General features: G+C 52.6%; 27 protein-coding genes. 13 read left to right on the top strand and 14 right to left on the bottom strand.

The genetic code is table 11. From position 1 onward, the window contains the following. Positions 1–16: 16 nt before the first annotated feature. Positions 17–1,447 (bottom strand): YfcC family protein, encoded by a 1,431-nt coding sequence (locus tag RNAN_RS07850; RefSeq protein ID WP_008220520.1) that lies wholly within the window; start codon positions 1,445–1,447, stop codon positions 17–19. A 224-nt stretch (positions 1,448–1,671) separates the two neighbouring features. On the opposite strand from RNAN_RS07850, the gene bdpA reads away from it, so the two are divergent. Both bdpA and RNAN_RS07840 read left to right on the top strand, forming a co-directional pair. Then, on the top strand, positions 1,672–3,159 hold the full coding sequence (gene bdpA, locus RNAN_RS07845; protein ID WP_008220518.1) for a BAR domain-like protein A BdpA: 1,488 nt from the start codon (positions 1,672–1,674) through the stop codon (positions 3,157–3,159). A gap of 87 nt (positions 3,160–3,246) precedes the next feature. Further along, positions 3,247–3,432, top strand: a complete 186-nt coding sequence (locus RNAN_RS07840; RefSeq protein ID WP_008220515.1) for a hypothetical protein — start codon at positions 3,247–3,249, stop codon at positions 3,430–3,432. Positions 3,433–3,436: 4 nt separating this feature from the next. On the opposite strand, the gene yjjX is transcribed toward RNAN_RS07840, so the two are convergent. Further along, complete coding sequence (gene yjjX, locus RNAN_RS07835; protein WP_040551869.1) at positions 3,437–3,964, bottom strand: inosine/xanthosine triphosphatase; 528 nt, start codon at positions 3,962–3,964, stop codon at positions 3,437–3,439. 126 nt (positions 3,965–4,090) lie between these two features. On the opposite strand from yjjX, the gene RNAN_RS07830 reads away from it, so the two are divergent. From RNAN_RS07830 to RNAN_RS07820, 3 genes are all read left to right on the top strand, one after another. Continuing rightward, on the top strand, positions 4,091–4,801 hold the full coding sequence (locus RNAN_RS07830; protein ID WP_008220512.1) for a DUF445 domain-containing protein: 711 nt from the start codon (positions 4,091–4,093) through the stop codon (positions 4,799–4,801). A gap of 160 nt (positions 4,802–4,961) precedes the next feature. Beyond that, on the top strand, positions 4,962–5,159 hold the full coding sequence (locus RNAN_RS07825) for a CsbD family protein (RefSeq protein WP_008220510.1): 198 nt from the start codon (positions 4,962–4,964) through the stop codon (positions 5,157–5,159). A gap of 119 nt (positions 5,160–5,278) precedes the next feature. Continuing rightward, positions 5,279–5,656, top strand: coding sequence for a cytochrome b562 (locus RNAN_RS07820; protein WP_040551868.1), 378 nt, complete (start codon positions 5,279–5,281; stop codon positions 5,654–5,656). Positions 5,657–5,705: 49 nt separating this feature from the next. Here RNAN_RS07820 and RNAN_RS07815 read toward each other — a convergent pair whose 3' ends face one another. Next, positions 5,706–6,404 carry a YebC/PmpR family DNA-binding transcriptional regulator gene (locus RNAN_RS07815; protein ID WP_008220502.1) on the bottom strand — a complete coding sequence of 233 codons (699 nt, stop codon included), beginning with the start codon at positions 6,402–6,404 and terminating at the stop codon, positions 5,706–5,708. A 217-nt stretch (positions 6,405–6,621) separates the two neighbouring features. Here RNAN_RS07815 and RNAN_RS07810 point away from each other — a divergent pair, with 217 nt between their 5' ends. From RNAN_RS07810 to RNAN_RS07800, 3 genes are read left to right on the top strand one after another with little or no spacing between them, the layout of a single operon-like run. After that, on the top strand, positions 6,622–6,996 hold the full coding sequence (locus RNAN_RS07810) for a hypothetical protein (RefSeq protein ID WP_008220500.1): 375 nt from the start codon (positions 6,622–6,624) through the stop codon (positions 6,994–6,996). 29 nt (positions 6,997–7,025) lie between these two features. After that, positions 7,026–7,541, top strand: coding sequence for a hypothetical protein (locus RNAN_RS07805; RefSeq protein WP_008220497.1), 516 nt, complete (start codon positions 7,026–7,028; stop codon positions 7,539–7,541). A gap of 53 nt (positions 7,542–7,594) precedes the next feature. After that, positions 7,595–7,828, top strand: coding sequence for a hypothetical protein (locus tag RNAN_RS07800; protein ID WP_148275680.1), 234 nt, complete (start codon positions 7,595–7,597; stop codon positions 7,826–7,828). Between the two features lie 4 nt (positions 7,829–7,832). Here RNAN_RS07800 and RNAN_RS07795 read toward each other — a convergent pair whose 3' ends face one another. Together RNAN_RS07795 and RNAN_RS07790 are read right to left on the bottom strand one after the other, a co-directional pair. Further along, positions 7,833–8,171, bottom strand: coding sequence for an MGMT family protein (locus tag RNAN_RS07795; protein ID WP_008220493.1), 339 nt, complete (start codon positions 8,169–8,171; stop codon positions 7,833–7,835). Positions 8,172–8,201: 30 nt separating this feature from the next. Then, the gene (locus tag RNAN_RS07790; protein ID WP_008220491.1) at positions 8,202–8,615 is read right to left on the bottom strand and encodes a YccF domain-containing protein; all 414 of its coding nucleotides are present in this window, start codon (positions 8,613–8,615) and stop codon (positions 8,202–8,204) included. Positions 8,616–8,772: 157 nt separating this feature from the next. On the opposite strand from RNAN_RS07790, the gene RNAN_RS07785 reads away from it, so the two are divergent. Together RNAN_RS07785 and RNAN_RS07780 are read left to right on the top strand one after the other, a co-directional pair. Then, on the top strand, positions 8,773–9,360 hold the full coding sequence (locus tag RNAN_RS07785) for an HAD family hydrolase (RefSeq protein WP_008220489.1): 588 nt from the start codon (positions 8,773–8,775) through the stop codon (positions 9,358–9,360). 93 nt (positions 9,361–9,453) lie between these two features. Further along, positions 9,454–10,443, top strand: coding sequence for a GGDEF domain-containing protein (locus RNAN_RS07780; RefSeq protein WP_008220488.1), 990 nt, complete (start codon positions 9,454–9,456; stop codon positions 10,441–10,443). Positions 10,444–10,446: 3 nt separating this feature from the next. Here RNAN_RS07780 and RNAN_RS07775 read toward each other — a convergent pair whose 3' ends face one another. Beyond that, the gene (locus tag RNAN_RS07775) at positions 10,447–13,518 is read right to left on the bottom strand and encodes a transglycosylase domain-containing protein (protein WP_008220486.1); all 3,072 of its coding nucleotides are present in this window, start codon (positions 13,516–13,518) and stop codon (positions 10,447–10,449) included. 9 nt (positions 13,519–13,527) lie between these two features. Beyond that, complete coding sequence (hemH, locus tag RNAN_RS07770) at positions 13,528–14,613, bottom strand: ferrochelatase (RefSeq protein ID WP_008220484.1); 1,086 nt, start codon at positions 14,611–14,613, stop codon at positions 13,528–13,530. Between the two features lie 192 nt (positions 14,614–14,805). Between hemH and RNAN_RS07765 the strand changes: the two genes are divergently transcribed. After that, positions 14,806–15,258: a hypothetical protein gene (locus tag RNAN_RS07765; protein ID WP_008220482.1), complete on the top strand. Its 453-nt coding sequence runs from the start codon at positions 14,806–14,808 to the stop codon at positions 15,256–15,258. Continuing rightward, positions 15,245–16,339 (top strand): PQQ-dependent sugar dehydrogenase, encoded by a 1,095-nt coding sequence (locus RNAN_RS07760; RefSeq protein WP_008220481.1) that lies wholly within the window; start codon positions 15,245–15,247, stop codon positions 16,337–16,339. Before RNAN_RS07765 ends, RNAN_RS07760 begins: the two co-directional genes overlap by 14 nt. 29 nt (positions 16,340–16,368) lie before the next feature. On the opposite strand, the gene RNAN_RS07755 is transcribed toward RNAN_RS07760, so the two are convergent. Next, positions 16,369–16,857, bottom strand: coding sequence for an FKBP-type peptidyl-prolyl cis-trans isomerase (locus tag RNAN_RS07755; RefSeq protein WP_008220479.1), 489 nt, complete (start codon positions 16,855–16,857; stop codon positions 16,369–16,371). Positions 16,858–17,008: 151 nt separating this feature from the next. Between RNAN_RS07755 and RNAN_RS07750 the strand changes: the two genes are divergently transcribed. Further along, positions 17,009–17,758, top strand: coding sequence for a substrate-binding periplasmic protein (locus RNAN_RS07750; protein ID WP_008220476.1), 750 nt, complete (start codon positions 17,009–17,011; stop codon positions 17,756–17,758). Positions 17,759–17,791: 33 nt separating this feature from the next. Here RNAN_RS07750 and trpA read toward each other — a convergent pair whose 3' ends face one another. The 6 genes from trpA to RNAN_RS07720 are packed head-to-tail and all read right to left on the bottom strand — an operon-like array spanning position 17,792 to position 24,370. Beyond that, positions 17,792–18,592 carry a tryptophan synthase subunit alpha gene (gene trpA, locus RNAN_RS07745; RefSeq protein WP_008220473.1) on the bottom strand — a complete coding sequence of 267 codons (801 nt, stop codon included), beginning with the start codon at positions 18,590–18,592 and terminating at the stop codon, positions 17,792–17,794. Further along, entirely contained in the window at positions 18,589–19,779 is a 1,191-nt protein-coding gene (gene trpB / locus RNAN_RS07740; RefSeq protein WP_008220471.1) for a tryptophan synthase subunit beta, read from the bottom strand. The genes trpA and trpB overlap by 4 nt, the downstream gene beginning before the upstream one ends. Continuing rightward, positions 19,772–21,163: a bifunctional indole-3-glycerol-phosphate synthase TrpC/phosphoribosylanthranilate isomerase TrpF gene (gene trpCF, locus RNAN_RS07735; RefSeq protein ID WP_008220468.1), complete on the bottom strand. Its 1,392-nt coding sequence runs from the start codon at positions 21,161–21,163 to the stop codon at positions 19,772–19,774. The genes trpB and trpCF overlap by 8 nt, the downstream gene beginning before the upstream one ends. Then, positions 21,156–22,190 carry an anthranilate phosphoribosyltransferase gene (gene trpD / locus RNAN_RS07730; protein WP_008220466.1) on the bottom strand — a complete coding sequence of 345 codons (1,035 nt, stop codon included), beginning with the start codon at positions 22,188–22,190 and terminating at the stop codon, positions 21,156–21,158. Before trpD ends, trpCF begins: the two co-directional genes overlap by 8 nt. A gap of 2 nt (positions 22,191–22,192) precedes the next feature. Beyond that, complete coding sequence (locus RNAN_RS07725) at positions 22,193–22,777, bottom strand: aminodeoxychorismate/anthranilate synthase component II (protein WP_008220464.1); 585 nt, start codon at positions 22,775–22,777, stop codon at positions 22,193–22,195. 3 nt (positions 22,778–22,780) lie between these two features. Beyond that, positions 22,781–24,370, bottom strand: a complete 1,590-nt coding sequence (locus tag RNAN_RS07720; protein ID WP_008220463.1) for an anthranilate synthase component 1 — start codon at positions 24,368–24,370, stop codon at positions 22,781–22,783. Positions 24,371–24,419: the final 49 nt, after the last annotated feature.

The raw sequence follows: 24,419 nt of genomic DNA, 5'->3' as shown, positions 1-24,419 counted from the left end.
CACATCGGCCTGGGGATCAGGAGGCCTGGGTTGCCAGCGCTACTGCGGCCTGTGGTTGCACATCGTCGCCATAGTCAAAAATGACTGCCAGCACTAACACGACAGACGATGCCAGCATCAGTTTGAACATCAGCGGCAGACAAAAGCGGAACCAGTGGCCGTAGGGAATACCGGCAATACCGATAATGCCCATTAAAATGGCATTGGTGGGGATAATCATATTGGAGAAACCATCACCAAACTGATAAGCCAACACAGCGACCTGACGCGGAATTTCCAACAAATCGGCCAGTGGCACCATTAACGGCATGGTCACGTAGGCCTGGCCACTGCCAGAGGGAATAAAGAAATTCAGTAAGGTTTGAATAATCAACATACCTACCGCAGCAACTTCAGCACCAACGTAAGATAGCGGCATAGACATACCGTGTACCAGGCTGTGTAAAATCTGGCCATCTTCCATCAGCAATGAAATACCACGGGCGACCCCGATCAGTATGGCGGTGGTGGTAAGCTCCATCGCACCGGCAATAAATTTACTGGCGGCGATATCCGCCTGCACTTTACCAACTAGGGTAACAAACAGGCCCCAGGCAATAAATGCGGCGCCCAGTTCGTACAAGTACCAGCCATTTACGCGGATATTGTAAGCCACTACGCCAATGGTAAACACAAAGCTGGCTAAGATCAGCCGGTGCGCCCAGGTTAGCGCCGGGTAACTGGTTTGGGCGTTATTGCCAAGCGGGCAGGGCAAATCGGCTACCATCGAATTAGCCGGGTTGGCCAATACCTGTTTTGCGTAGCGCCAGACATGATGAAAACCAATCAGTACGAAGGGTAAAAAGATCGCTGCACGCAGCTCCCAACCGGATAAGATCGGAATGTCGGCGATTTGCTGGGCTATCACCAGAGTAAAAGGGTTTACCGCTGAGATGCCATAGCCGATACCGTAGCCTGCCACTGTCATGCCAACAGCGGTCATCGCATCAAGCCGCATTGCCTTACATAAGGCCACCAGTATCAGCACAAAGGGGATGTATTCGCCGGCGGTGCCGATAAAGCTGGACGCCATGGCAAAACAAAACACCACCATAAAGATCAGCATTTGTGGTTTGTTATTGTAGCGTTCCAGCAGGCGGCCTATCAGCGCGTCAACGGTGCCGGTAGCGCGGGCAACAGATAACACGCCGCCTAAAATCATTACAAAGAAAATCACGTCCTGCGCACTGGCAAAGGCGCGTGGAATGGCGGTAAGCAGTTGCCAGGGGCTTAAGTACTGGCGCTCTTCTACCAGGGCAAAGGTGCCGGGTACCACAGCACTGCGGCCATTGGCCAGGGTTTGGGTTTCAAAAAAGCCCTGCGGCACTATCCAGGTGGCGATCATCGCCAGTACCATCATGCTAAAAAGTAACGTCAGGGTGTGAGGCACCCGCATCCATTTCGTCATAACACTATCATTCCACTAGGTTGTTGTTACCGGTGACGCCGGTGTTGTTTAGGCGCGACAGTCTACCCCAGCTGTTGCAGCAGGACAAATTCGCGCGACTATCGGTTGTGGCTGAAAAATATCTCTGCCCGGGGAGCTTCCTAGCTATACAGCGCTGCTGCTAAAATAACCGCCACTACGGCGCCTTGTCCTGTGGTGCGTTATTACCTTGTTGTGGAGTCTTTATGCGTATGCTGTTTGCGATGTTCTCTGCCCTCTGGTTGTCTGCGCTACAGGCCTCGCCGGTGGTATTGGTGGATGGTTTTGAGCAGGAAACCGATTACTGGCGCCAACTGGGGGACTGCAAAGCTTTACTGGGCATACCGCGCTCTGGCGAGCTGTCGCTGCGCTGTCAGGCGGGCAGCAGTGTATTGTTTAGCAAACAGGCGCTCAGTGAAATGGGCGTGTTAGAGCTGTGGGCCAGGCCGGACAGCGTGGCTACTTCCTATCGTATTCAGGTGTTGGTGGCCGAGCAGCCCTCGTTAAATGCGTTATGGCAGCCGGTCGCGTTAATTGAACACAATGGTGGTGATACCAGTTATCAGGCCCACCGCGTATCTATTGATGAACCGGCTAAACGCTACTTACGGCTGGATATCGAGGCCGTTAACGGTGCGGTAGATATTGACGATCTGCAGGTAGAGCGTATTTTACTGGCCACGGCGCTGCAAAAAAATGAGCAGCGTATTGTCAGTGGTATTTTAGATAAGCTGCGGGCCGATCAGAATATCGCGCTGCAGGCTGAGTCGTTTCGCACTCTGGGCGCCAACTATGCCACCCAACTGGATTTACAGCGCCAGTATCTGGAGTATGCCAACGCGCTGCACTCGGGGATCGCTTTAGCCCTGGCCGGCTCTGAGCGCAATAAAATGTCTAACCCTATGGCCTATGCCAGCTTTCGCAGCATCATCAACGACACTAAACGGGTTACCACGCCCCTGCAGCAGGCGCGGTTAAATTCAATGCTCAAGCCGTTTGGTGACTTGGTTACTGCGACGCTGAATGTGGTCAGTGCCGGCACCTATTCGGCCTTTGCCGAACCCTTTAAATCGTTTCTGGCGTCCAGTTTTGATAAGTCTAACTACAGTGATGCCGGCCTTAGCCGCAGCGATCGCAAGTTTGCCGAGCAAAACGGCTTGAAAATTTACCAGGACGCCGAGCGCTTTTTAGCCGAGCTGGAAAAAGAGCTATCGCAGGTTGCCGCGCTGGATCATGACTTACTGCAGATCCAAAAGAGCATTGATGTGTTTCGTCGTGCGCTGGATAAACAGCTGCGCGATACCCTGCAGCATGCCAGCCTGGCGCACTCGCAGGAAACCATTAGCCGTGCCCTGAGTAAAGATGAGCAGGTACGTGAGGCATTAAAAGCTGAAGTGGCAGGCAATATCCGCCTTAAAGCCAACAGCTACCTGGATGAGGGTAATAACACTGAGCTGGTTCGTTTTGTGCTGAAAACCTCTGAACAACTGGAGCAAACACAAAGCTACAAAGATCAGTTTAATCAGATCGCTTCCGCTATGCTGACCTACTACGACAAGTTCGAGCGTTCAGTGAATAGCAACCAGAACCCGTTCACGGAGCCGGCAGACAAGCAGATCTGGGAAAACCACGCGCAAAAAGCCCGCAATTATCTGCAGCAATCGAAGGAGTCTTTCAACAAGGCTTACCTGTAATAACCTTTTTACTGTTCAGCTTAGGCTCAGGCTGTGGCTTATACAGTTAGCGGGTACTCTCTATTAAAGGTTATACAGGAGACTGTTATGAGTGCCGTTAAACAAAGCCATCAGCAACAGCATTATTTTTACCCGCAGCAAAAAACGGTGGATTTAACCGTGCAGGAACGTCAGGCCCTGAGCCTGGTATGGACAGATGAGCGCCGCAGCCAAACCGCTGTGGTGGCAGAGCGGCGTGATGTCGCGCACTGTGCGGTACTGGGCTACAACTAAGCTGTTAAGTGTGCGGTGGAAATAGCGCTGGCTGCATAAACGGGATCATGGCCAGAATAATGGCCTGCTGATACACGCCGGCGCGTGTCAGTAAATGGTTGGTTAGCATGGCAATAGCGCCACCTTGTTGTTTCACGTTTTGCTGCGCGAACATGCGGTCCATCACATCGCCCAGCTCTTCGCCCTGTTGCAATGCCATGAGTGCAGCGGGCGGCAGCGGCACACTGGCACTGCGGCTTTTGCTAAGCTTGCCCTGATGCGCAATCACCACCCAGGCAAAGCTGCTATCGCCATCTAAGCCTGCTTCCAGCGCGACATAGTAATCTGCACCGGGTACAGCAGCTGCAACTGCTTGTAGCCGGTTTAGTGCGCCACGTAAGGTTTCGTCGCTGTCCATCGGCTGCGCTGCCACACCTGACTCGCAAGCCTGGCCGCGGTATTCAACCGCCTTAGCGGTAAAGATCTGTTCAAAGGCCGCGCTGACCGCGCGAATTTTTGCCGGGTTGGCCGAAGCAACTATCACCTTCATCATGTTTCCTCTTGCTATGCTGGCGCCTAGCATAACGACAATTGTTGCCCGGCTAAAGCCTGCACTTGCCGAGCGGCGGGTGGCTGATTAAAATCGCGCCGTTAATTGTTAAGCTAGCCAGGAGTAGTAATGCGCAGTAAAAATGTTCTGACGAATGCGTTAGCCGCAGTGTTAAGTGTCATCGGCTGGTATTGGCAGCAGCCGGTACTGTTAAGTGTGGGGTTGTTTGCGCTGTCCGGTGCACTGACGAATGCCTTAGCCGTGCATATGTTATTTGAGAAAGTACCGCTGTTATATGGCTCTGGCGTGATCCCGGCGCGGTTTGAGCAGTTTAAAAGCGGTATCTATCAGCTGGTGATGACGCAATTTTTCAGCAGTGACAATATTGACCGTTTTATTGCCGGCAAACAGCAAAGCCACAGCCAGGCTTTTGATTTTGCTCCGGTAATTGAAAAAGCTAACCTGTCACCGGCCTTTGACTCACTGCTTAAAGTGGTTGAGCAGTCGTCTTTTGGCGGCATGTTGTCGATGTTTGGCGGCAGCGCTGCGCTGATGCCGTTAAAAGAGCCTTTTATTGCCCGGTTAAAAACCGCGCTGGTAGAGGTGTCGCAGTCTGACGATTTTAACCAGCTGCTGCTGGCGCAACTGGATAAACCGGAGCAGCTGGAAAGCTTACGCCAACAGGTAGATAGCATAGTGCAGCAGCGACTGGATGAGCTGACGCCGGCGCTGGTAAAAGACATTATTCAGCAAATGATCCGTCAGCATCTGGGCTGGCTGGTGGTGTGGGGCGGTGTGTTTGGCGGCCTGATTGGTTTGCTGGCTGGCCTGTTGCAATAAAAATAACTGTGCTTGCTGTCTGACCAGTTGGCAAAAACCGGCAAGCTGGCAGCGGGGCGGCTACACTTAGCGCGATAAGCGTTGGCTTATCGGGTAGCCGGGCTGTAACAGGCAGTAAGGCACCGGCTTAGGCGCAAACTTAACCAACCGGAGTTTTCGCATGGGCTACAAATACTATGAAGGCAACTGGGGCGAAATGCGCGCCAGAGCCAAGCTGCAATGGGATCGCATCAGCTACGATGAGCTGGAACAAACCCGCGGTAATTTTGATGAACTGGCCGATATTATTCAGGAACGTTACGGCCTGGACAGGGAAGATGCACTGGCACAGGTTGAAGATTTCTTCAGCCGCTATTAACCCGTATTTGCATGCCTTTGCGGCCGGCCGGCTCTCGCTGCCCGGCCGTTTTTTCGCCCAGGTTTTTGCTTTGCCGGCATTTTGCGGTAAAGTAGCGCCCGGTTTTGTGGAGGGGATCTATGCGTGGGTTGCTGCTATTAGTTTGCTGTTGGCTTTTGCCGTTACAGGCCGCGGTAGATGTCGAGAAAACCATGAAAAACATGGGCTTCGAGTTTAAACAGGCAATAGAAAGTAGCGACAGGGCTCAGCTTGTCACGCACCTTAACAAGCTGATCAGGTTAACGCAGCAGGCACAACAGGCGTCCTTCCCAGCCGATAAGGCCGGGCAGTTTCAGCAAGGTTTAACAGAAGTATTAGCCGAGCTTGAAAACGCGCAGCAGGCCGCTGCCGAAGGTAATCTGCAGCAGGCACAGCAGCATTTGCGCCAGGTGGATACCTTGCGTAAACACTACCATAAGCTACGTAAGGTGAGTTTCTGGCAGTTACTCTTTGGCTAGAGCAATAAAAAAGCCACCTGGTGGTGGCTTTAGCGGTAGCAAACCATTGTTAGGCTAAACCAACATAGACGTTTTGTACGTCGTCATCAGCGTCAATTGCATCTAAAAAGGCTTCTACTTCCGCGCGCTGCGCATCGTCCAGTGCGACCGGGTTATTGGCGCGGTACACCAGCTTGGCGGTTAACACCTTAAAGCCAAATTCTGGTAGGGCTTTGGCTACAGCATCTAAGTCGGTGGCTTCGGTTAAAAACACTACTTCATTGTCTTCGCCCTGTTCAAAGTCCTGTGCACCGGCCTCAATAGCGGCCAGCTCCATATCGGCATCAGCACTTTCTGGTTCGGCTTCAATCTGGCCCAGATGTTTAAAGTCCCAGGATACTGCCCCCGACGTGGCCAGCTGACCTTTGCGGAATAACTGACGAATACTCATGGCGCTGCGGTTTTTATTGTCGGTTAAACATTCAACAATCACCGGCACCTGGTGTGGTGCAAAGCCCTCGTATACCACGGTCTCATAGTTAGCCGGGCCGTCCAGTAAGCCTGCACCTTTTTTAATGGCGCGCTCCAGCGTGTCTTTGGGCATGGACGCTTTTTTGGCTGCCTCAATGGCAGAGCGCAGTTTAGCGTTCATGTCCGGATCGGCACCGTTACGGGCTGCAACGGCAATTTCTTTTGCCAGTTTGGTAAAAATACGGCCTTTGGCGTTGGCTGCATCCATTTTGTGTTTGGCTTTCCACTGTGCGCCCATGCTTGCGCTCCTGTAATCTTGGCTATCAAATCGAACAGGGCGCTAGTCTAGCCAATAGCAGGCTTTTAACGCAATAACAGCTGGGATAAATCTGTGCTATGACCTCTTAGGTGTAAATATCATTTTTTTGTCAACGTAATTTTCCCCGCTGTGCTGGTAATGTCCGCTGTGCCAACCTAGTATGGCTAAGACGGTAAACCAGTTTAAGAGGTGAGAAATGTCAATAAGCAATATCGGCGGTAATAGCCCCGCACAAGCACAGTTTTACGCACAGGAAAAAGTTAATGCGTTAAGCACCCGGCAGGACGCACCGCGGGCAGAAGCGGCGCAAGGGCCGGCAGCCGGCGATTCGGTACAAATTAGCGAGCAGGCCAGAGCGTTATTGCAGCGTGAGCAAGCGGTTACCGCTCAAGGTAATGGCGGAGGTATTATTCCCCCGGGTAATGCACCGGTAACGGGCAGTGCAACACCGGCAGTGCAGGGGAATGGTGGCGGAATTATTCCTCCGGGCAATGCGCCGGTAACGGGTAGCGCCGCGCCAGCAATCACAACTTTGGGCAATGGTGGTGGTATTATCCCACCGGGTAACTAACGGCGGTTTTACTACGGGGCACACAGAGTATGGAATGGGACAGACTGGAATTTATTCTATTCAGTTTAGATAAATACCTGTTTATCGCTTATTTTTTGCTATTGATAACAGCAATCCGGATTGAGAAAAAGGTTTCTTCTGTCTTAATTACTTTTACTGTTGTGGCGGTAACTAACGGAGTCATGACTTCTCTGGTTCCGATGCTTTATCAACTGGCAGCTAATGATGGCATAGGATACAAGTTCATTTGGTATGGCACCTTTTGTTTAATTGATGTACTGGCGATTTATCTGCTGTACAAATTTCACAGTATGCTTAAACAAAGCGTCAGCGCTGTTGCTGAGGTTGCAGGTGTAGCCTTTTTACTGCTAGCAACATTGCAAGCTGTATTTTTTACTGAGCAGTATCTGTTTAGCACCGATTACAGCAGAGCGTTTTATCAGTACGGTATACCTTTAATTAATATTGCTTTGTTGCCTGCGCTGGTAATGCTTTGGCTGCTGCAGCGAATGCCATTAAAGCAAAAAGTGTTGAGGGCTAACTGATGGTATTGATTTTCGTAAGTTTAATACTGTTGTTAAATTTGATGGCGCTGCTTATGTTCAGACGCTTGCATCTATTGCGCTCTATCAGCCAGATCCAGGCTGAGGTTGAACTGGAAATGCACAGTAGGGCGCATCAGCTACTGGTTAGACGCGATCAGCTGGAAGTTGGGTTGGTTAAAGAAACCGCCGAAGCTGACGAGCAGTGGAAAGGCGACTTAGCCGAGTATATGGAAGAGTACGAACAAGAAGCTTTGTTGCGTGCCAGACAGCGGTTAAACCGGGTTTAACCGATTAATAACGGAGCTTAAACAGCAGCTCGGCCAAGTCGGGCTGCCAAATATCCTGCTGCTGCACCCGGTTGTTTTTCAGTAATACACCTTCTGCAAGTAACAGCTGGCGCTGCAAATTGGCCGTGTCTGAGCCCGGCGCAAATGCCAGGCTGCGGTCACTACGCAGCACCCGAAACCAGGGCACGGCCAATTGCTCGGGGGCATAACCTAAGGCTTTACCCACCAAACGGGCCCGGCCGGGTAAGCCGGCTAAATCGGCAATTTGGCCATAACTGGCTACCTTACCTGCAGGGATCTGCAGTACGGTTTGCCAGATCCGCTGATAATGCTGCTGTGACATAAGGTTGTCTGCCCTGCAATGCGTACACTCTTAACTAGCATGACGTGCGACTACCGTTTTGCCAATAGGGGCGATGGATAACAGTGCCAGTTTCAGGTGCGCAATGCCAAAGGGAATACCGATAATGCTGACAAAACACAGCAGCGCATGCGCCAGATGCCCCAGCGCCAGCCAGATACCGAACAGCACAAACCAGACGATATTTCCCAAAGTGCCCAGTGTTCCGGTGCCGATGTCATCATAGCGGTTTATATGGCGGCGGTTTACTGCATCCTGACCGAAAGGCCAAAACGCCATCTCACCAATGACAAAACAGCTGCGGCCAAACGGAATGCCAATAATGCTGATAAAACACAGCAGGCCAGCCAGCCACCATAGCAAGCCCATGATAAAACCACCCAGTACGAACCAGAGTATATTAAACAACACCCGCAGTATGCTCATTATCACTATTCCTTTTTACCTTAGTTGGCAGGAGGTAGCAGCTGTTGTGCCAGTTTTATTCTTTTATAAAACAGTGTATTAGAAATTAAGCTGGGAAAGCCTTAAGCGTTTTGACTAATAAATGGTAAATTCAGCCAGTTTGAAAGGAGTAGCGAAGTTGCAGTTAACCCATATTAAGGCAGTGGTATTTGATTTAGATGGCACCCTGGTCGACTCGGCACTGGATTTCGCTGCTATCTGCGATGACATTGGCTGGCCGCGCGGCACGCCGCTGCTGGAGCAGCTGGCATTGACGCAGGATGTCACAGAGCACCACCGTGCAACAGAGATTATTCGCCGGCATGAGCTACAGGGCGCCCTTGAAGCACGCTGGATGCCAGGTGCTGAGCGCTGTTTACAGCAGCTTGCTCAGTCAGGCTTTAAGCTGGCTCTGCTGACCCGTAATATGCGTGAGGCAACTTTTTTAACCATTGAGCGGCTGGGGATTCCGATTAACCAGGTACTGACACGTGAAGACTGCGCCGCTAAGCCCGATCCCGAAGGCTTACTGCGTTTTTCAGCCAGCCTGCAGGTGCCGGTGCAGCAAATGATTTACGTTGGCGATTATATTTTTGATTTACAAACAGCCGCCAATGCCGGCGTGGCGTCCTGTCTGTATCTGAACCAGAGCAACCAGCATTTTGCCAGCCAGGCAGATTGGTGCTTTGCGCATTTTAACGAATTGGCGCAGGCGCTAAGGCGCTGAATTAGTGCAGGCTTTTTGCAATTTGTTCAATGAATAGGCTAGGATGCAAACAAGTGGTCGCATAACGTTAGCTAACAGCAGGAGGCGCGCCAGGTGCTACAACGATTAAAAGACGATTTTTATCTGGCCATGTTAACCCTGGTCGGCGCGATGATCGTGCTTTGTGTCACGCCTTATGCGATTTACCGGCTTTATACCGGCAATTATGTGGTGGGTATTGCCGATTTAATTATGGTGCTCTGTGCCATACTCGCCAGCCGATATGCCTGGCGCACCGGCGATACGGTTAAGCCCGGTTTGTTTATGGCTATCGTGTTTTGTGTCGGAGCCTTGTTGGTGTGTGTCAACCTGGGGGTTGATGGCCTGTTTTGGGTGTATCCGTTTTTAGTGTTTATCTTTTTTCTGGTGTCACCGCTTAGGGCCTTTGGTCTGTTGCTGGTGCTGCTGTCAACGCTGTTTATTATTGGCAGTACTCATCCCGGTCTGGTATTTGCCAGCAGTTTCCAGATGATGGCGTTTTTTGTCACCACCTCCATTACCAGCTTGTTTTCGTTTATTTTTGCTTACCGGGCGCAAATACAGCGGCGAGAATTAAAACGGCTGGCGACGACTGACAGCTTAACCGGCGCCTCGAACCGGCGGACATTAAATGAACAGCTGGTGCTCGCTATAGATGAGCATGCCAGGCGCGGCCGGCAATATGGCTTAATCTTGCTTGATCTAGATCATTTCAAACAAATTAACGACAAGTTTGGTCACAAGACCGGCGATAAAATGTTAATTGAGCTGGTGCCGGTGCTGCAATCAATGCTACGCCAGCATGATCCGGTGTTTCGCTTCGGTGGTGAAGAGTTTGTCGTGATTGTGGCCGATGTCAGCGCTGCGGCGCTGCAGAAACTGGCAGAAAAATTACGCCAGGGCGTAGCAGAAAAAATGTTTCTACCCGATGACAGCCACATTACCACTTCGGTAGGTATTGCCATGCTGCAAAGTGGCGAAGACTGGGAAGCCTGGTTACACCGCGCCGATATGGCGTTGTACCAGGCTAAGCATCAGGGCCGTAATCAGGTAGTGGTAGGTTAGCACTTAGCGGCACTGCTGCTCACTATGCAAGTAGGGGATCAGCAATGGCGCCATACTGTTCATTACCTGCAGCGGCAGAGCAGAGGTAAAGCTAAAGCGCTCGGCATTGGCATCGGGCACATAGGCGGTGAGTACACCAAAATGCTGGTAGCCTAAATAAAAGGCGAAGGTGGCGGTACGGTTTAGCGCTTTAGAGCTAATCTGTTGGCCCCGGGCATTCAGCTGTACCAGACGGTTATCGCCGGTGCCGGTTTTACCGCCAATGGCAATCTGTGCCGTGGCATAGGCTGGCTGCAGGCGTCTGGCGGTGCCGTCTGTGGCCACTTGTAGCAGCGCTGTACGCACCGCAGCGGCCACCTCGGGTTCCAGTACTTGCTGCGCCGGTGGTAGCGGCCGCGCAAAGTGGGTTTCATAAGGCGTATCGGCAGCAAAAGCCAGTTTATCAATGCGGATAGTCGGCTGTTTTTTACCGTCATTCAGTATGATGCCAATCAGCTCTGCCAGTGCGGCAGGCCTGTCACCCGAGCTCCCCAGCGCGGTGGCCAGTGACGGCACCAGATAATCAAACGGATACCCCAGCCGCTGCCAGCGCTGATGCAGGTCCCAGAAGGCTTCAATTTCTAACATAGTGCGGATACGGTTATCGCGCGCACTGCGAAAACGGGTTTTAAACAGCCATTGATACACTTCCTGGCGGGTAGCGCGGCTGTCATCAATCGCCTGCTGTAATGAGGCGTCAGTAGCCTCCTGCTGCAGATAGGCTAACAGCCACAGCTCCAACGGGTGGCTGCGTGACAGATAAGCCCGATCCGGCAGGTTAAAGGCTGCGCCCTGATATTTATCGTATAGCTTTTGCCATTCGCTTTCAGTTACTGCACCATTAAACTGCTGTTGCAGTACACTGGCGAACTGAGCAGGGGTAGCGTTAGGCACAATATACAGATAGGCCGCCGCCAGGCGCTCGGGCGTTTGCCGGCTGCTGCTCAAATAAAGCTGCAAACGCTGCTCGCTGTCTAACTCTTTATACTTTTGCCAGAAACGACGTAAAAAGGTGGTGCCTTCACGGTCGGCAAAGCGGCGCAGGTATTGCTCGCGTCTGGGGTTGTCATCATCTTTTAGCAGTTGATAACTGCTGTTTTCGCCATGGTAAATGCTGTAGTTCACCATGTCCTGCAATAAACGCACAAAAGGCAGGTTGATGGATTGCTGCAGTGCTTCAGCGATAGTGGGGTTTAACTTGTCTTCTTCTTTGCGAAAGTTATTAAAGGTATGCAGGCCGCCACCGGTAAAAAAGCTTTCTTTCGGATTAGCGCTGTAGCGCCGCTCTAAGGCAGCCTGTAGCATGGTGTCCAGCTTTACCCCCGGCTGCTGGCTAATGTAGCTTAGCGCCCACTGCGTCAGGTTGTCTTGCGGTGCCAGCTCAACAAACTGCAGTGTTTGTGGTGTTTCTTCGGCATAGAGCCGGTGCAGCTCGGCCACTATTTGCAGATACGTCACCAGCACCCGCAGCTTGGCGGTAGAGCCCAGCTCCAGCTTACTGGCATCGTTCATATCAAACGGCTGATCGGTGTTATCGGTTTGTACCCGCACTTTATTGCCGTTCTGTGTGCTTTGATACAGCGTAAAACTGTAACGTACCTGTGTCTGCTGGCCAGGCGCTAACAACCGTTCAGCAAACAAGCCGGCTTGTTCGGCGCTGTCGTACTGGCTGAGCTTCTGTAAATGCCGGCTGATATTGCGCTGCAGCGCAGTATTAATCGTGGTGCCACTCACCAGATCTAACCGGTCCAGCTGATACATATTTTGGCTTAATAACTGGCCCAGACGGTTACGCACCATAGTAGTGGCTTTAAAATCCTGCCCCGGTTGAGCCGGCAGCGCGGCTTTGCCATTAAAGCTGAGTTTTTGTGTCAGCGCCTTAGCGGCAAGCTGTGGCGGTACTACCCCCTGTTGCTGCATCAGGCTGATGTAGCGGTTACTGAGGTTATCTAAGTCGGTACGGCCTTGCAGTAAATAGTAAGATGGCCGGCGCTGTGCAACTATCAGCGCCACCACTTGTTTCAGTGCCAGCCCCTGCGCCTCGTTGTATGGGGCGGGTTGTTTTAATAGCGCATTGACCTGCTGCGGCGTTGCACCAAACCAGGCATACAAGCCTTCGCCCATACCATGCACTTCGCCATAGCTGCCGGTGGCAGCCAGGGGGACGGTGTTAATGTAGTCAAGCACAATGCGTTGGCGGGCATCCCAGGTGTCTACGCCCTGCTGGTAGGCGCGCACACTGGCTGATACCAGCTGGCGAAATTTTTCTGCCATATCCGATGTTAAACCCTGCGGGCTGTGACGGTATTTTTCCAGCTGTGTTGCCAGGGTGCTACCGCCGGCAGCCGCCGCAGGAATGCCGGCCGCGCGCTGCAACTGTGACCAGAGTGCAGCGCCTAACCGGGGTAAGTTCAGCACCGGGTTCGCCTGCCGGTGTTCAGGTGTCAGCAGGCTTCTGTCTTCGACAAACAGCAGGCTTTGGATAATCAGGGGAGCAATGTCAGTTAAGCGGCTAAATTGCATGGCCGGCGCCTGATGTTGGTAGAGCAAATCGCCGCTGCAGCCTTCAATGATTAAGCCAGCCTGCTGTTTTTCCTGATAGGGTGGATAAAAGCCATACTGGCTGTAGCGCAGCAGGCTGTCGGAAAACTGGCTTTGTGCGCTAATTTGAAAACCGGTACTGGCTAAGGTGTGCTGCCACTGCGTCAGCTGGTTGTAACCAAAGCGTTGGTCAAACGGGCCCTCTGCCGGATACTGAATTTGGCTGGCCTGACCTGCAACCAGCTGATAATCCAGCTTGCCGGCCAGCCAATGCCAGAAATGTGACTGATAAAAGTGGTTACGGCTTTCCTGATACACAGCAACGGCCAGTAAAACCGTGGCCAACAACAGTAGCCAGGGCGTTAAGCGCAGTGGTGGTTGTGGCGGCGGCACATAGGGGGCCTCGCGCACGTTATCAAACTTCATGCGTTTTAGTAGCGGCGGCGCGTTCAGCGTCGGCTCTTGCCGCGGCTTTTCACCATTGCGGGTACTCATACCTGCTGTTTAATCTCCGTATTTTTCGCTGTTAAGGCTATTGGCCCGCATGGCACGCTGCTCGTCTGCCATCACATGCCACCCCTGCAGGTTGTCTTTAATTAACTGACACAGGGCGTCGATATGTTGCGGTTCGGCATTTAGCGCACTGATATATTCATACCCTGTGCCGCCGGCCTGCAGGAAGTATTCTTTGTTCTCTTCGCCTATCTCTTCAATGGTTTCCAGACAATCCGCCGAAAAGCCCGGGCAAAATATCTGCACGCTTTTTACCCCTTGTGCCGGTAAGGCTTTTAGCGTGTCATCGGTGTAGGGTTTTAACCACTCCTCGCGGCCAAAGCGCGACTGAAAGGTGGTCAGATACTCATCTTTACCAAGGCCTAGTTGCTCGGCAATTAAGCGTGAGGTTTTATAGCATTCACAGTGGTAAGGGTCGCCATTGAGTAAATAGCGTTTGGGAATGCCGTGATAAGACAAAATCAGCTTGTCGGCGCGGCCGTGCTGTTGCCAGTGCTGACGAATTTTATCCGCCGCTGCGCTAATAAACGGCGGGTAGTCCGGATAGTGCGACACAAAGCGTAAGTCCGGTAGCCAGCGGCGGCGCATAAAGTTACGGGCTAATTCATCAAAACTGGATGCCGAGGTAGACGCTGAGTACTGTGGGTAGAGCGGCACTACCAAAAGTTTGCGCACGCCCCGGGCCAACATCGTCTCCAACACGCTGTCGAAGCTCGGGTTGCCATAACGCATGGCAAAGTCTACTACCACGTCTTTTAGCCCATCTTGTTTCAGCCTGGCGTCTATCGCATCGCGCTGTGCCTGGGTATGAAATAACAGTGGCGAGCCTTGCTCGGTAAAGACGGTAGCGTAGGCTTTGGCAGAGCGGCGTGGCCTTATCCGCAAAATAACGCCATTTAAAATAAGCCACCACAACAGCCGTGGTACTTCTACTACTCTGGGATCGGACAAAAACTGCTTTAAATAACGTTTTAGTGCAGTGGGAGTTGGCGCATCCGGCGTGCCAAGGTTAGTGATCAGAATACCGATTTTATCGGCCTGTTTATGGTCGTAGTCGCGGGTATTGATATAGCGCATAACAGAAAGGCTGCTCTTTGATTAACGAAACTGTGTTTACGCCGACAGGGCCCTAACAGTTTACCGGATTTAAAAGCCTGCACCGATCTTAGCAGCTTCTGCTACGTAGAAGTAAGCTGATGATAAAATTTATCTTGTTGCCAGGCGCGTCAGACGTTAGCCTGAAACCGTTTTTAAAAAAGGAGCACTGGCATGACATTCGTGCGCTGGTACCCGCTGGGGTATCTGCTACTGGCGGTAGTGTTTAGCACACTGCTGACCAGCCTGAGCCAAAGTGGTTTTAATCTCGCTGCGATAGCGGCCCTTACCGGCGGTTTAGCGGCTGGCGATATCCTGTTTACCTTGTGGTTTGACTTGCGCCATTTTACTGTCACCTATGCGCCTATCGCGCTGGTCAATTTACTGAGTGTGGCCCTGCTGATAAAGCTGTTGCCGGCACTTGCGCGCCCCTGGCTGGCGGCGCTTATGGCCGCGTTGGTGCTGTATGTTATGCTGCAACTGATTAACAGTCTGGCGCCAATGCCAACCTTAATTGCCGCTAATCGCAGTGCATTGGGCACTCTGGCTATGTTGCTGTGCAGCGCTGCTGGTATGGGCTGTTATCTGTGGCTGCTAAAACGGAGACAAGCTTATGCTCAGGTTTAGTGCGTTGTTGCTATGTTGGGGCCTGTTACCAACGGTACTGGCGCAGCCTTATCAACTGCAGGTGCTGGCTGATAAACTGCACTACCCGTGGGCGCTGACGTTTTTGCCAGATGGCGACATGCTGCTGACGGAGCGTAGCGGCACGCTAAAACGGCTATCGCCTGAAGGCGACGAGCGCTTTAGTATTGAGCCAGATTTGCCAGATCTACTCAAAGCGTCACAAGCCGGCTTGCAGGAGGTGACGCTAACGCCCGATTTTGCCACCAGCCAGCGCATTATTTTAAGCTATGCCTGCGGCACCTTGCAGGCTAACAATACCTGTCTGGTCAGTGCCGAGCTTACCGATGCCGGGCTTAGTGATATTAAAAAGATTTTTCAGGCGCAGCCGTTAAAAGCCGGGGCCGCCCATTTTGGCGGCCGCATCACCTGGCTGGCCGACCACAGCCTGGTGCTTACCTTAGGGGATGGCTTTGACTACCGCGAGCAGGCGCAAAACCCGGCTAACCACCTGGGTAAGCTGGTACGCTTACACGCCGATGGCAGTGTGCCGGCCGATAACCCCTATGTGGCAAAAGAGGGTTATGCGCCAGAGCTTTACAGCCTGGGGCACCGTAATGTGCAGGGTATTTTTTATGATGCCGCAAGTCAGACGCTTTACAGCCACGAGCATGGCCCGCGTGGCGGTGATGAGCTGAATATTATCCGTGCCGGCGCCAATTACGGCTGGCCGGTTGCCACTGAAGGCATAGATTACACCGGCGCGCGTATTTCACCCTTTAGCCATTATGATGGTATGCAGCCACCGGTGTGGGGCTGGAGCCCCTCTATTGCGCCAGCAGGAATGACGCTGTATCGCGGCAGTTTGTTCCGCGCCTGGCAGGGCAATATTTTTGTTGCTGCCCTGGCGGGGAAAAGTGTGCGCCGGCTGGTGTTGGAAAACCAACAGGTGGTGCAGGAGCAAACATTGTTTAGCGAACTACAGCAGCGTATTCGCGATGTACGTACCGGGCCGGATGGTGCTTTATATTTACTAACCGATAGCCAGGATGGGCAACTGATTAAGGTGTTACCGGCAGACTAAACTGCCGGTATTACTTCACTAAGTAAGGTTTAGTGGTGGTGATGGCCACCTTCGCCATGAGCATGGCCATGGGCGATTTCTTCGTCAGTCGCTGCGCGCACCGCTAACACTTCAATAGCAAACTGCAGTGTTTTACCGGCCAAAGGGTGGTTGGTATCTACATCTGCTTTAAACATGCCCACTTTGACAATAGTCACCTGACGCTGACCATGCTCGGTTTGCACCACCGCTGTCATGCCCGGTTGCCATTTTTTGGCGCCCAGCAGGTGCTTTACCTGAATGCTCTGAATAGCGTTTTCATCGCGCTCGCCATAAGCCTGCTCTGGTGTGAGCGTGATATCCAGTTTGTCGCCGGCGCTTTTACCTGCCAGGGCCTGCTCGAGCGCCGGCAGCATTTGCTGGTGGCCGTGCAGATACAGCAGCGGGTGGCTGCCATGTGATGATTCAATTTGGCTGCCACTGTTGGCATCGCTTAAGGTGTAGTGAAATTGCACCACGCTATTGTTACTGATTTGCATAAAGTGAGATCCGCTGCAAGAAAAGCCGTTATTATCCGGCTGTCACAGCGAAAAATCGACTGCTTTTTTACCTTGTTCCCAAAGTGGCAGTTGGCGCTGGCTTATTTGCTCACTACACTGCAGACAGGCAGTATTATTTTGGGCGATATTAATGAGAGCATGTCTGACCATTCTGGTTACGCTGTTTGGGCTTATAGGGCAGCCTGCAGCGCTGGCACAAACCCAGTTTGTGGTTGGCACCGAAGATCTGAATTTCTACCCGCACTATGATTTTACTGCTGCTGACAGCACTGGCTTTGCCAATGAGGTGCTGCAGCTGTTTGCCCAACGTTATGGCTATCAGCTGAGCTTTCAGCCGTTGCCGGTTAAGCGCTTGTACCATGAGCTGGATAATCTGGTTGATTTTATTTACCCGGACAACCCCAACTGGGCGAAATATCAAGGCTCGCAGGCCAGCCGCATTTTTAGTGAGCCGCTTATTTATAATCTGGGGACTACGCTGGTGTTGCGCGCCAATAAACAGATCACACTGGACCGGTTTCGCACCCTGGCGGTGATCCATGGCTTTACCCCTACCGCCTGGTTGGCGCTACATGGCCAGCATAGGTTTAAATTATATGAAGTGCCTAATGCGGTATCGGCCGTGAATTTAGTGCTGCGCGGCCAGCTTGATGGTGCTGATGTCGAATATAACGTGGCACAGCATATTTTACGTCAGCAACAACAGGAGGGGGCCCTGGTCGTGGCGCAGAACCTGCCAATGACGCGGGTGGCGTTTCATTTATCCTCTATTCGCCACCCACAGGTATTACAGCAGTTTAACCATTTTCTACTCAGCCATCAGGCCGAAATAACGGCGTTAAAACAGAAATACCAGTTGTCAGACAGCCTGCCACAGTAGCAGGCTGCAGGTAGGCGGTCTGAGCATGTCAGCTTAAGTTGCCGCCTTCATACGGCTGACAAACTGCTTTAGCTGCGTCAGCAGTTCAGCAGGCTGCTGCTGGTACTGCTCTATCAATTTCACAATCGCCGAGCCGGATATGGCGCCGGCTGCGCCGCTTTTGATCGCATCCTGCACATGTGCTGGCGTCGAAATGCCAAAACCCAGCAGGGGTGGCGCCGGGTGATAGCTGCGAATACGGCTAATCAGTTCGCTGGTGGGCATAGCGGCTGCGGTTTCGGTGCCGGTCACGCCTGCGCGGCTTAATAGGTAAGTGTAGCCGCGGCCATAAGAAGCAATTTCGCGCAGGTCATCATCATCAACATTCGGCGGTACGATATAAATCGGCGCTATATCATGCTTCATGGCGCTTTGGCGGAACACTTTGCTTTCATGCAGCGGCACATCGGCAATTAATACAGAATCAACACCGGCGGCAGCGGCCTGGGCATAAAAATTATCGATGCCGCGCGCCATCACTAAATTAGAATATAGCAGCAGGCCAATCGGAATAGTGGCGTGGTACTGACGAATTTTGGCGATAATGTCAAAGCTGATAGCAGGCGTTGCACCGGCGGCCAGCGCGCGGATGTTAGCACCTTGTATGGTTGGGCCATCGGCTATCGGATCTGAAAACGCGATACCTAACTCCAATGCATCGGCGCCGGCGTCAATTAGCGTTTTAATAATGTCAAATGACAGTTCAGGGTTGGGGTCGCCGATGGTGACAAAGGGCACAAAGGCGCCACGGCCCTCGCGCTCTAAACGGGCAAACATTTGCTGATAGCGCTTCATAACTGGCCTCCTGCTAATACGCTGTGCACATGGGCTAAATCTTTATCGCCGCGGCCGGATAAATTTACCAGTAACACTGTAGGCTCAGTGGCTTGCTCTGCCAGTTTCAGTGCATAGGCCAGCGCATGTGAGCTTTCCAGCGCCGGTATAATACCTTCACTTTTTGCCAGCTGCTGAAACGCCGCCAGGGCTTCATCGTCGTTTATCGCAACATATTCAGCGCGGCCGCTTTGCTGCAAATAAGTGTGCTGTGGGCCCACTGCCGGGTAGTCGAGGCCGGCAGATATCGAGTACGACTCTTCAATCTGGCCATCGCTGGTTTGCATAATGGCCGTGTAGGCGCCGTGTAAAATACCATAGCTGCCGGTAGACAGTGCCGCGCCGTGCTGATGGGTGCTAATGCCTTTACCGCCGGGCTCTACGCCAATCAGTTTAACGCCCTCTTCAGCAATAAAATCGGCAAAGATACCAATGGCATTAGAGCCGCCGCCGACACAGGCAATTACTGCATCGGGTAATTTACCTTCGGCTTTAACAATTTGCTGTTTGGCTTCTTCGCCAATCATTTTTTGAAAATCCCGTACTATGGTGGGGAACGGGTGCGGGCCGGCCGCCGTGCCCAGCATATAGTGCGTGGTATCGTAGGTGGCAGACCAGTCGCGCATCGCTTCGTTTACCGCATCTTTTAAGGTGCCGCTGCCGCTGGTAACCGGAATAACAGTGGCGCCCATCAGCTTCATGCGAAACACATTCGGCTGCTGACGTTCAATATCTTTGGCGCCCATATAAATGCGGCATTTTAAGCCCAGTAACGCACAGGCTAAGGCCGTGGCCACACCATGCTGGCCGGCGCCGGTTTCGGCGATCACTTCTTGTTTGCCCATGCGTTTGGTGAGTAGCGCCTGGCCTAACACCTGATTGGTTTTATGCGCGCCGCCGTGCAGTAAGTCTTCACGTTTTAGGTAAATTTTCACCAGCGGATTGGGTGAAATATTACGGCACAGCGTTAATGGTGTTGGCCGGCCGGCATATTCGGTCAGAAGCTGCTGGAACTCAGCATCAAAGGCCGGATCTTGCAGCGCATCCACATAGGCTTGCTCCAGCTGTTTAAGTGCCGGCACCAGCAGTTGTGGCACAAACATGCCGCCGTACTGGCCAAAATAAGGGTTAAGTTTTAGCTCACTCATGGTGAAACTCCCGTAATAGTGTAAAAGCTGACCGGATCTTCGCCGCATCTTTAATGCCTGGTGCGCTTTCCAGCCCTGAATTGAAATCGAGCCCGGCTACCGGCAAGCACGCCGCCGCCAGGCAATTGTCACTGTTTAAACCGCCTGCCAGCATAATCGGTTGACTGGCGCTATGTTCTACCAGCAGCTGCCAGTTAAAGCTCAGGCCACTGCCACCGTGCTGTGTTGGATGATAGGCATCGAGCAAGATACGATCGGCATAAGAGGTAAATGCAGGCAATTCATCTTTGACCCGATAGGCTTTCCACAGCTGACACTCAGTCGGCAATAAGGGTTTTAACGCGCTGATATAGCGGTCATCTTCGTCGCCATGCAGCTGCACCGCGCTAAGCGTTAACTTATGCGCCAGGCGGGCGATTTCGGCAGGCTCAGCATTAACAAATACACCCACATAATGCAGTGGCGCGCCGTGCTGCACCTGTTGCGCCTGCTCAGGCGTAACATAACGAGGCGATGGCGGATAAAAAATTAAGCCGCCGTAATAAGCGCCGCCAGCAAAGGCTGCTGCGGCATCTTGCGGCCGGGTTAAACCACAGACTTTATGCTCGCCCAGTACCAGTTTGCGCGTAGCGGCGGCTAAATCCTGCTGCGCCATTAACGAGCTGCCAATCAAAAAGGCATCGGCTACTTTAGCTAACTGCCGCACTTGCTGGTTGGTGTAAATACCGGATTCGGATACTACCGTCCTGTCCTCTGGGATCAGTTTGGCCAGTTCAAAGCTGGTGTCTAAATTGGTACTGAGATCGCGCAGATTGCGGTTATTAATGCCGATAAGCCCGGCATTAAGCGCCACCGCACGCAGCGTTTCTGCTTCGTTGCTCACTTCCGTGAGCACCGTCATATTAAGCTTAGCGGCGGTGGCGGCAAGCTCGCGATATTCGTCATCATTCAGCACTGACAACATTAACAATACCGCATCGGCGCCGCAGTGGCGGCCTAAATAGATCTGGTAGCTGTCGATAATAAAGTCTTTATGCAGTAGTGGTTTGTCAACCAGGCCGCGCATGGTGCGCAGATAGTCATACTTGCCCTGAAAGAATTTCTCATCGGTTAATACCGAGATGCAATCAGCGTATTGGCCGTATACCAAGGCCAGCTCATGCAGATTAAACTCGGCGCGAATGAGGCCTTTGGACGGCGAGGCTTTTTTACACTCTAAAATAAAGCGCGGCCCGGCTTTTTTCAGTGCAGCGAGAAAATCGCGCTCAGTAGGTGTTACTTCACTGATAAAGCCAGATAGCGGCTGTCGCTGTTTAAGCCCGGCCACTTCCTCGCGTTTATGCGCAACGATTTTCGCCAGTACATTCGGCATAGGCTCAGCCATGCGTGACCTCCTGCTGGCTGCAATGCTTAAAACGGGTTAGGGTATCAAAGGCTTTGGCGCTGCCTAAAAGCTCCAGCACGGCGCGGGTGTTTACTTTTAAATCGTCACCCATGCCGGCAATTTTCAGCATGGCTGCCACGTTTATTGCCACGGCGGCCTTATGCGCGTTTTGGCCTTCGCCCTGTAAAATGGCTAGCGTCGCGGCGGCGTTTTCTGCAGGCTCGCCGCCGGCCAGGGCGCTTAATGGCATCTGGCTTACGCCGAAATCATCCGGTGTCAGGTTAAATTCGTTCAGCTCGCCGTCTTTTAACTCACAGACATAAGTATTGCCGTGCAGCGCCACTTCATCACAGCCACTGCCGTGCACTACCCAGGCGCGTTTTACCCCCAGTTGTTTTAGCGCCTGCGCCATCACGCGGCACAGTTTGGGGTCGTACACGCCCAGCAGTTGATAATCCGGTGCCGCCGGGTTAACCAGCGGGCCTAACAGGTTAAACAGGGTGCGGCTTTTTAGTGCATTGCGCACCGGCATCGCGTGCTTAATACCGGCATGATACAGCGGCGCAAATAAAAAGCTGCAGCCGGTTTGCGCAAGCGCGGCCAAGGCCTGCTCAGGCGCCATCTGAATATTAATGCCCAGCTGCTCGAGTAAATCGGCCGAGCCGGAGCGTGATGACACGCTGCGGTTACCGTGTTTTACCACCTTAAGGCCCATGGCTGCGCCAACTATGGCCGCGGTAGAGGAAATATTAATGGTATTGCTGCCATCACCACCGGTGCCGCAACAGTCGATACTGCCGCTTACCGGTTGGGGAAACGCTTTAGCAGCGGCGCGCAGCGCACTGGCGGCGCCGGCAATTTCATCAGCGGTTTCGCCGCGCATTTTAAGCGCGACCAACAGCGCGGTCAGGTGCACCGGCTCTACTGCGCCTTGCACCACAGCGCTAAAAAACTGCTCGGCCTGGTTAAAGCTCAGTGGCTGGCCGGTTAAGCTGTGCTGTACGGTGGCTAAAATTGGATCTGTCATCGTCAGTCTCGCAATAAATAATCAATACTGTTTTTTAGCAAAGGCTTACCCAGGGTGGTCAGAATAGACTCGGGGTGAAACTGAAAGCCCAGCATGCGCTTATCTTCATTGATCACCGCCATCGGGATATGCCGATCACTGGCCAGTAGTGTTAAGGCATTGGGCATTTCGGTGGCCATTAACGAGTGATAGCGCGCCACCAAAAACGGCTTGGGTAAGCCATTAAACACCGTATGCGGCTGCAGGTTAATAGCAGCCGTTTTACCATGTACGGTTTCACCGGCGCGGCCGACCACTCCGCCAAAGTGTTCTACTATGGCCTGATGGCCCAAACAAATGCCCAGTACGGCAAACCTGGTTTCACACAGCCTGAGCAGCTCTGGCATACAACCAGCCTCAGACGGGCTGCCCGGGCCAGGTGACAACACCAGTAGTACAGGCTCAGTTTCACTGCACATTTGCTGGTAGATATAGTCTGCCGGTACTGTATTGCGATACAGTTTCAGCTGATAACCCAATTGGGCAAATTCATCGACCAGGTTGTAGGTAAACGAGTCGATATTATCGAGCAAATAAATCACTGCCATCTGTTACTCCTTAACCTTGGGCGCACTGTGCGCTGACACGATAGCGCTGATTACCGCCTGGGCTTTACTGCGGGTTTCATCAGCTTCAGCCTGGGCGTTTGAGTCAAACACCACCCCGGCGCCGGCCTGAATATAAGCAGTATTGTTAGCCACATAGGCCGAGCGGATGACGATACAGCTGTCAAAATCACCATTGCCGGCCAAATAACCGACCGCACCACCGTAGCTGCCACGGCGCTTAGCCTCAACGCCGCGGATAAGCTCAGCGGCTTTAACTTTCGGCGCGCCAACCAAGGTGCCCATATTCATACAGGCCTGATAGGCATGCAGCGCGTCCAGCTCGGGTTTTAGGGTGCCGACAACGCGGGAGACTAAATGCATCACATAAGAGTAGCGGTCGACTTTTAGCAGCTCTTTCACATAGCGGCTGCCGGGTACACTGATGCGGGCGACATCGTTACGGGCTAAATCAACCAGCATTAAATGCTCGGCTTTTTCTTTTTCATCCTGCCTGAGCTCCAGCTCGATGCGGCTGTCCAGGTCGCGATCTATGCTGCCATCAGCTTTAAAACCGCGACGGCGGGTGCCGGCAATAGGGTAAATTTCTACCTGGCGGCTGGCGGCATCAAATTTCAGCGCCGACTCGGGTGAGGCGCCAAACAGCGTAAAGGCAGTGTCCTGCAAATAAAACATATAAGGGCTGGGGTTTTGCTGCTTTAAGCGCTGATAAGCCGCCAAGGGACTCGGGCAAGGCAGGGTAAAGCAGCGCGAAGGTACCACCTGAAACACGTCACCGGCGACAATATGTTGTTTCAGCTTTTCAACCTGAGCGACAAAATCGGCGTCGCTGATATCAACCTGTACCTCAGGCGGTATTGTTGTTGCCGGCGGGGTGGCCGCGGCGGGCGTTTGCAGCAACTGCTTTAGTTGCTCCAGCCGTTTACCAATAACAAAACAATTAGCCGGCGCCTGAGCACCACAAAATACATTACCTACTATTCTGCTCTGACGGCTTTGATGATCCAGCACCAGCAGGGTTTCGGCCAGATAAAACAGATAATCCGGGCACTGGTTTTCTGCACTTGGCACTTCTGGCAACTGCTCAACCGTGGCCACCATGTCGTAACCAATAACGCCGCCTAAAAATACCGCAAAGGGCTCGTCACTCTGACACTTTAGCGCGGTTTGCAAAGTGCGCAGTACGCTAAAGGGGTTAGGCGCCTGCAGCCGGGCGCTTTCTTCCAGCAAAAGCGCCGGGCGCTGGTAGGTAACACGCAGTTGGTCGTTTTGTTGCTCAACGGTCGCCTCCGCGCTTAATTTAGCCGCCAGATACGGCAGCAGCACAGCGCCATTGTTGCTTACCGCCTGCACAACCACGCGTTGATCGTTGCATTCAATGCGCAGTGCCGCATCAATTAACAGCAGGCTTTTTAAGTTATCTTTGCTGTCGATTTCGGCCGATTCGAGCAATAACGAGTAGGGGCTTTGCGCCGTCAGCGCCTGATAACAGGCCAGCGCATCGCTATGGTAAGGCAGCGGCATAGCAATGCTGGCCACCTCGCCCGGCGTTTCGGTAATATGACTAAAAATCATGCTTTTCCCTTGTCATTCAATCGTTTTTTGTTTGCCGGTTTGCACAATT

The sequence above is a fragment of the Rheinheimera nanhaiensis E407-8 genome, from assembly GCF_000296695.1.
Lineage (GTDB): Bacteria > Pseudomonadota > Gammaproteobacteria > Enterobacterales > Alteromonadaceae > Alishewanella > Alishewanella nanhaiensis.
Note: the sequence above shows the minus strand (reverse complement) of the source record. Positions and strands in the feature narration are given on the sequence as shown.

Bases quoted from the DNA above. Each gene is read 5' to 3' on its own strand.
- RNAN_RS07850 (WP_008220520.1), bottom strand. From the start codon at position 1,447: ATGACGAAATGGATGCGGGTGCCTCACACCCTGACGTTACTTTTTAGC.
- bdpA (WP_008220518.1), top strand. From the start codon at position 1,672: ATGCGTATGCTGTTTGCGATGTTCTCTGCCCTCTGGTTGTCTGCGCTA.
- RNAN_RS07840 (WP_008220515.1), top strand. From the start codon at position 3,247: ATGAGTGCCGTTAAACAAAGCCATCAGCAACAGCATTATTTTTACCCG.
- yjjX (WP_040551869.1), bottom strand. From the start codon at position 3,964: ATGATGAAGGTGATAGTTGCTTCGGCCAACCCGGCAAAAATTCGCGCG.
- RNAN_RS07830 (WP_008220512.1), top strand. From the start codon at position 4,091: ATGCGCAGTAAAAATGTTCTGACGAATGCGTTAGCCGCAGTGTTAAGT.
- RNAN_RS07825 (WP_008220510.1), top strand. From the start codon at position 4,962: ATGGGCTACAAATACTATGAAGGCAACTGGGGCGAAATGCGCGCCAGA.
- RNAN_RS07820 (WP_040551868.1), top strand. From the start codon at position 5,279: ATGCGTGGGTTGCTGCTATTAGTTTGCTGTTGGCTTTTGCCGTTACAG.
- RNAN_RS07815 (WP_008220502.1), bottom strand. From the start codon at position 6,404: ATGGGCGCACAGTGGAAAGCCAAACACAAAATGGATGCAGCCAACGCC.
- RNAN_RS07810 (WP_008220500.1), top strand. From the start codon at position 6,622: ATGTCAATAAGCAATATCGGCGGTAATAGCCCCGCACAAGCACAGTTT.
- RNAN_RS07805 (WP_008220497.1), top strand. From the start codon at position 7,026: ATGGAATGGGACAGACTGGAATTTATTCTATTCAGTTTAGATAAATAC.
- RNAN_RS07800 (WP_148275680.1), top strand. From the start codon at position 7,595: ATGTTCAGACGCTTGCATCTATTGCGCTCTATCAGCCAGATCCAGGCT.
- RNAN_RS07795 (WP_008220493.1), bottom strand. From the start codon at position 8,171: ATGTCACAGCAGCATTATCAGCGGATCTGGCAAACCGTACTGCAGATC.
- RNAN_RS07790 (WP_008220491.1), bottom strand. From the start codon at position 8,615: ATGAGCATACTGCGGGTGTTGTTTAATATACTCTGGTTCGTACTGGGT.
- RNAN_RS07775 (WP_008220486.1), bottom strand. From the start codon at position 13,518: ATGAGTACCCGCAATGGTGAAAAGCCGCGGCAAGAGCCGACGCTGAAC.
- hemH (WP_008220484.1), bottom strand. From the start codon at position 14,613: ATGCGCTATATCAATACCCGCGACTACGACCATAAACAGGCCGATAAA.
- RNAN_RS07765 (WP_008220482.1), top strand. From the start codon at position 14,806: ATGACATTCGTGCGCTGGTACCCGCTGGGGTATCTGCTACTGGCGGTA.
- RNAN_RS07760 (WP_008220481.1), top strand. From the start codon at position 15,245: ATGCTCAGGTTTAGTGCGTTGTTGCTATGTTGGGGCCTGTTACCAACG.
- RNAN_RS07755 (WP_008220479.1), bottom strand. From the start codon at position 16,857: ATGCAAATCAGTAACAATAGCGTGGTGCAATTTCACTACACCTTAAGC.
- RNAN_RS07750 (WP_008220476.1), top strand. From the start codon at position 17,009: ATGAGAGCATGTCTGACCATTCTGGTTACGCTGTTTGGGCTTATAGGG.
- trpA (WP_008220473.1), bottom strand. From the start codon at position 18,592: ATGAAGCGCTATCAGCAAATGTTTGCCCGTTTAGAGCGCGAGGGCCGT.
- trpB (WP_008220471.1), bottom strand. From the start codon at position 19,779: ATGAGTGAGCTAAAACTTAACCCTTATTTTGGCCAGTACGGCGGCATG.
- trpCF (WP_008220468.1), bottom strand. From the start codon at position 21,163: ATGGCTGAGCCTATGCCGAATGTACTGGCGAAAATCGTTGCGCATAAA.
- trpD (WP_008220466.1), bottom strand. From the start codon at position 22,190: ATGACAGATCCAATTTTAGCCACCGTACAGCACAGCTTAACCGGCCAG.
- RNAN_RS07725 (WP_008220464.1), bottom strand. From the start codon at position 22,777: ATGGCAGTGATTTATTTGCTCGATAATATCGACTCGTTTACCTACAAC.
- RNAN_RS07720 (WP_008220463.1), bottom strand. From the start codon at position 24,370: ATGATTTTTAGTCATATTACCGAAACGCCGGGCGAGGTGGCCAGCATT.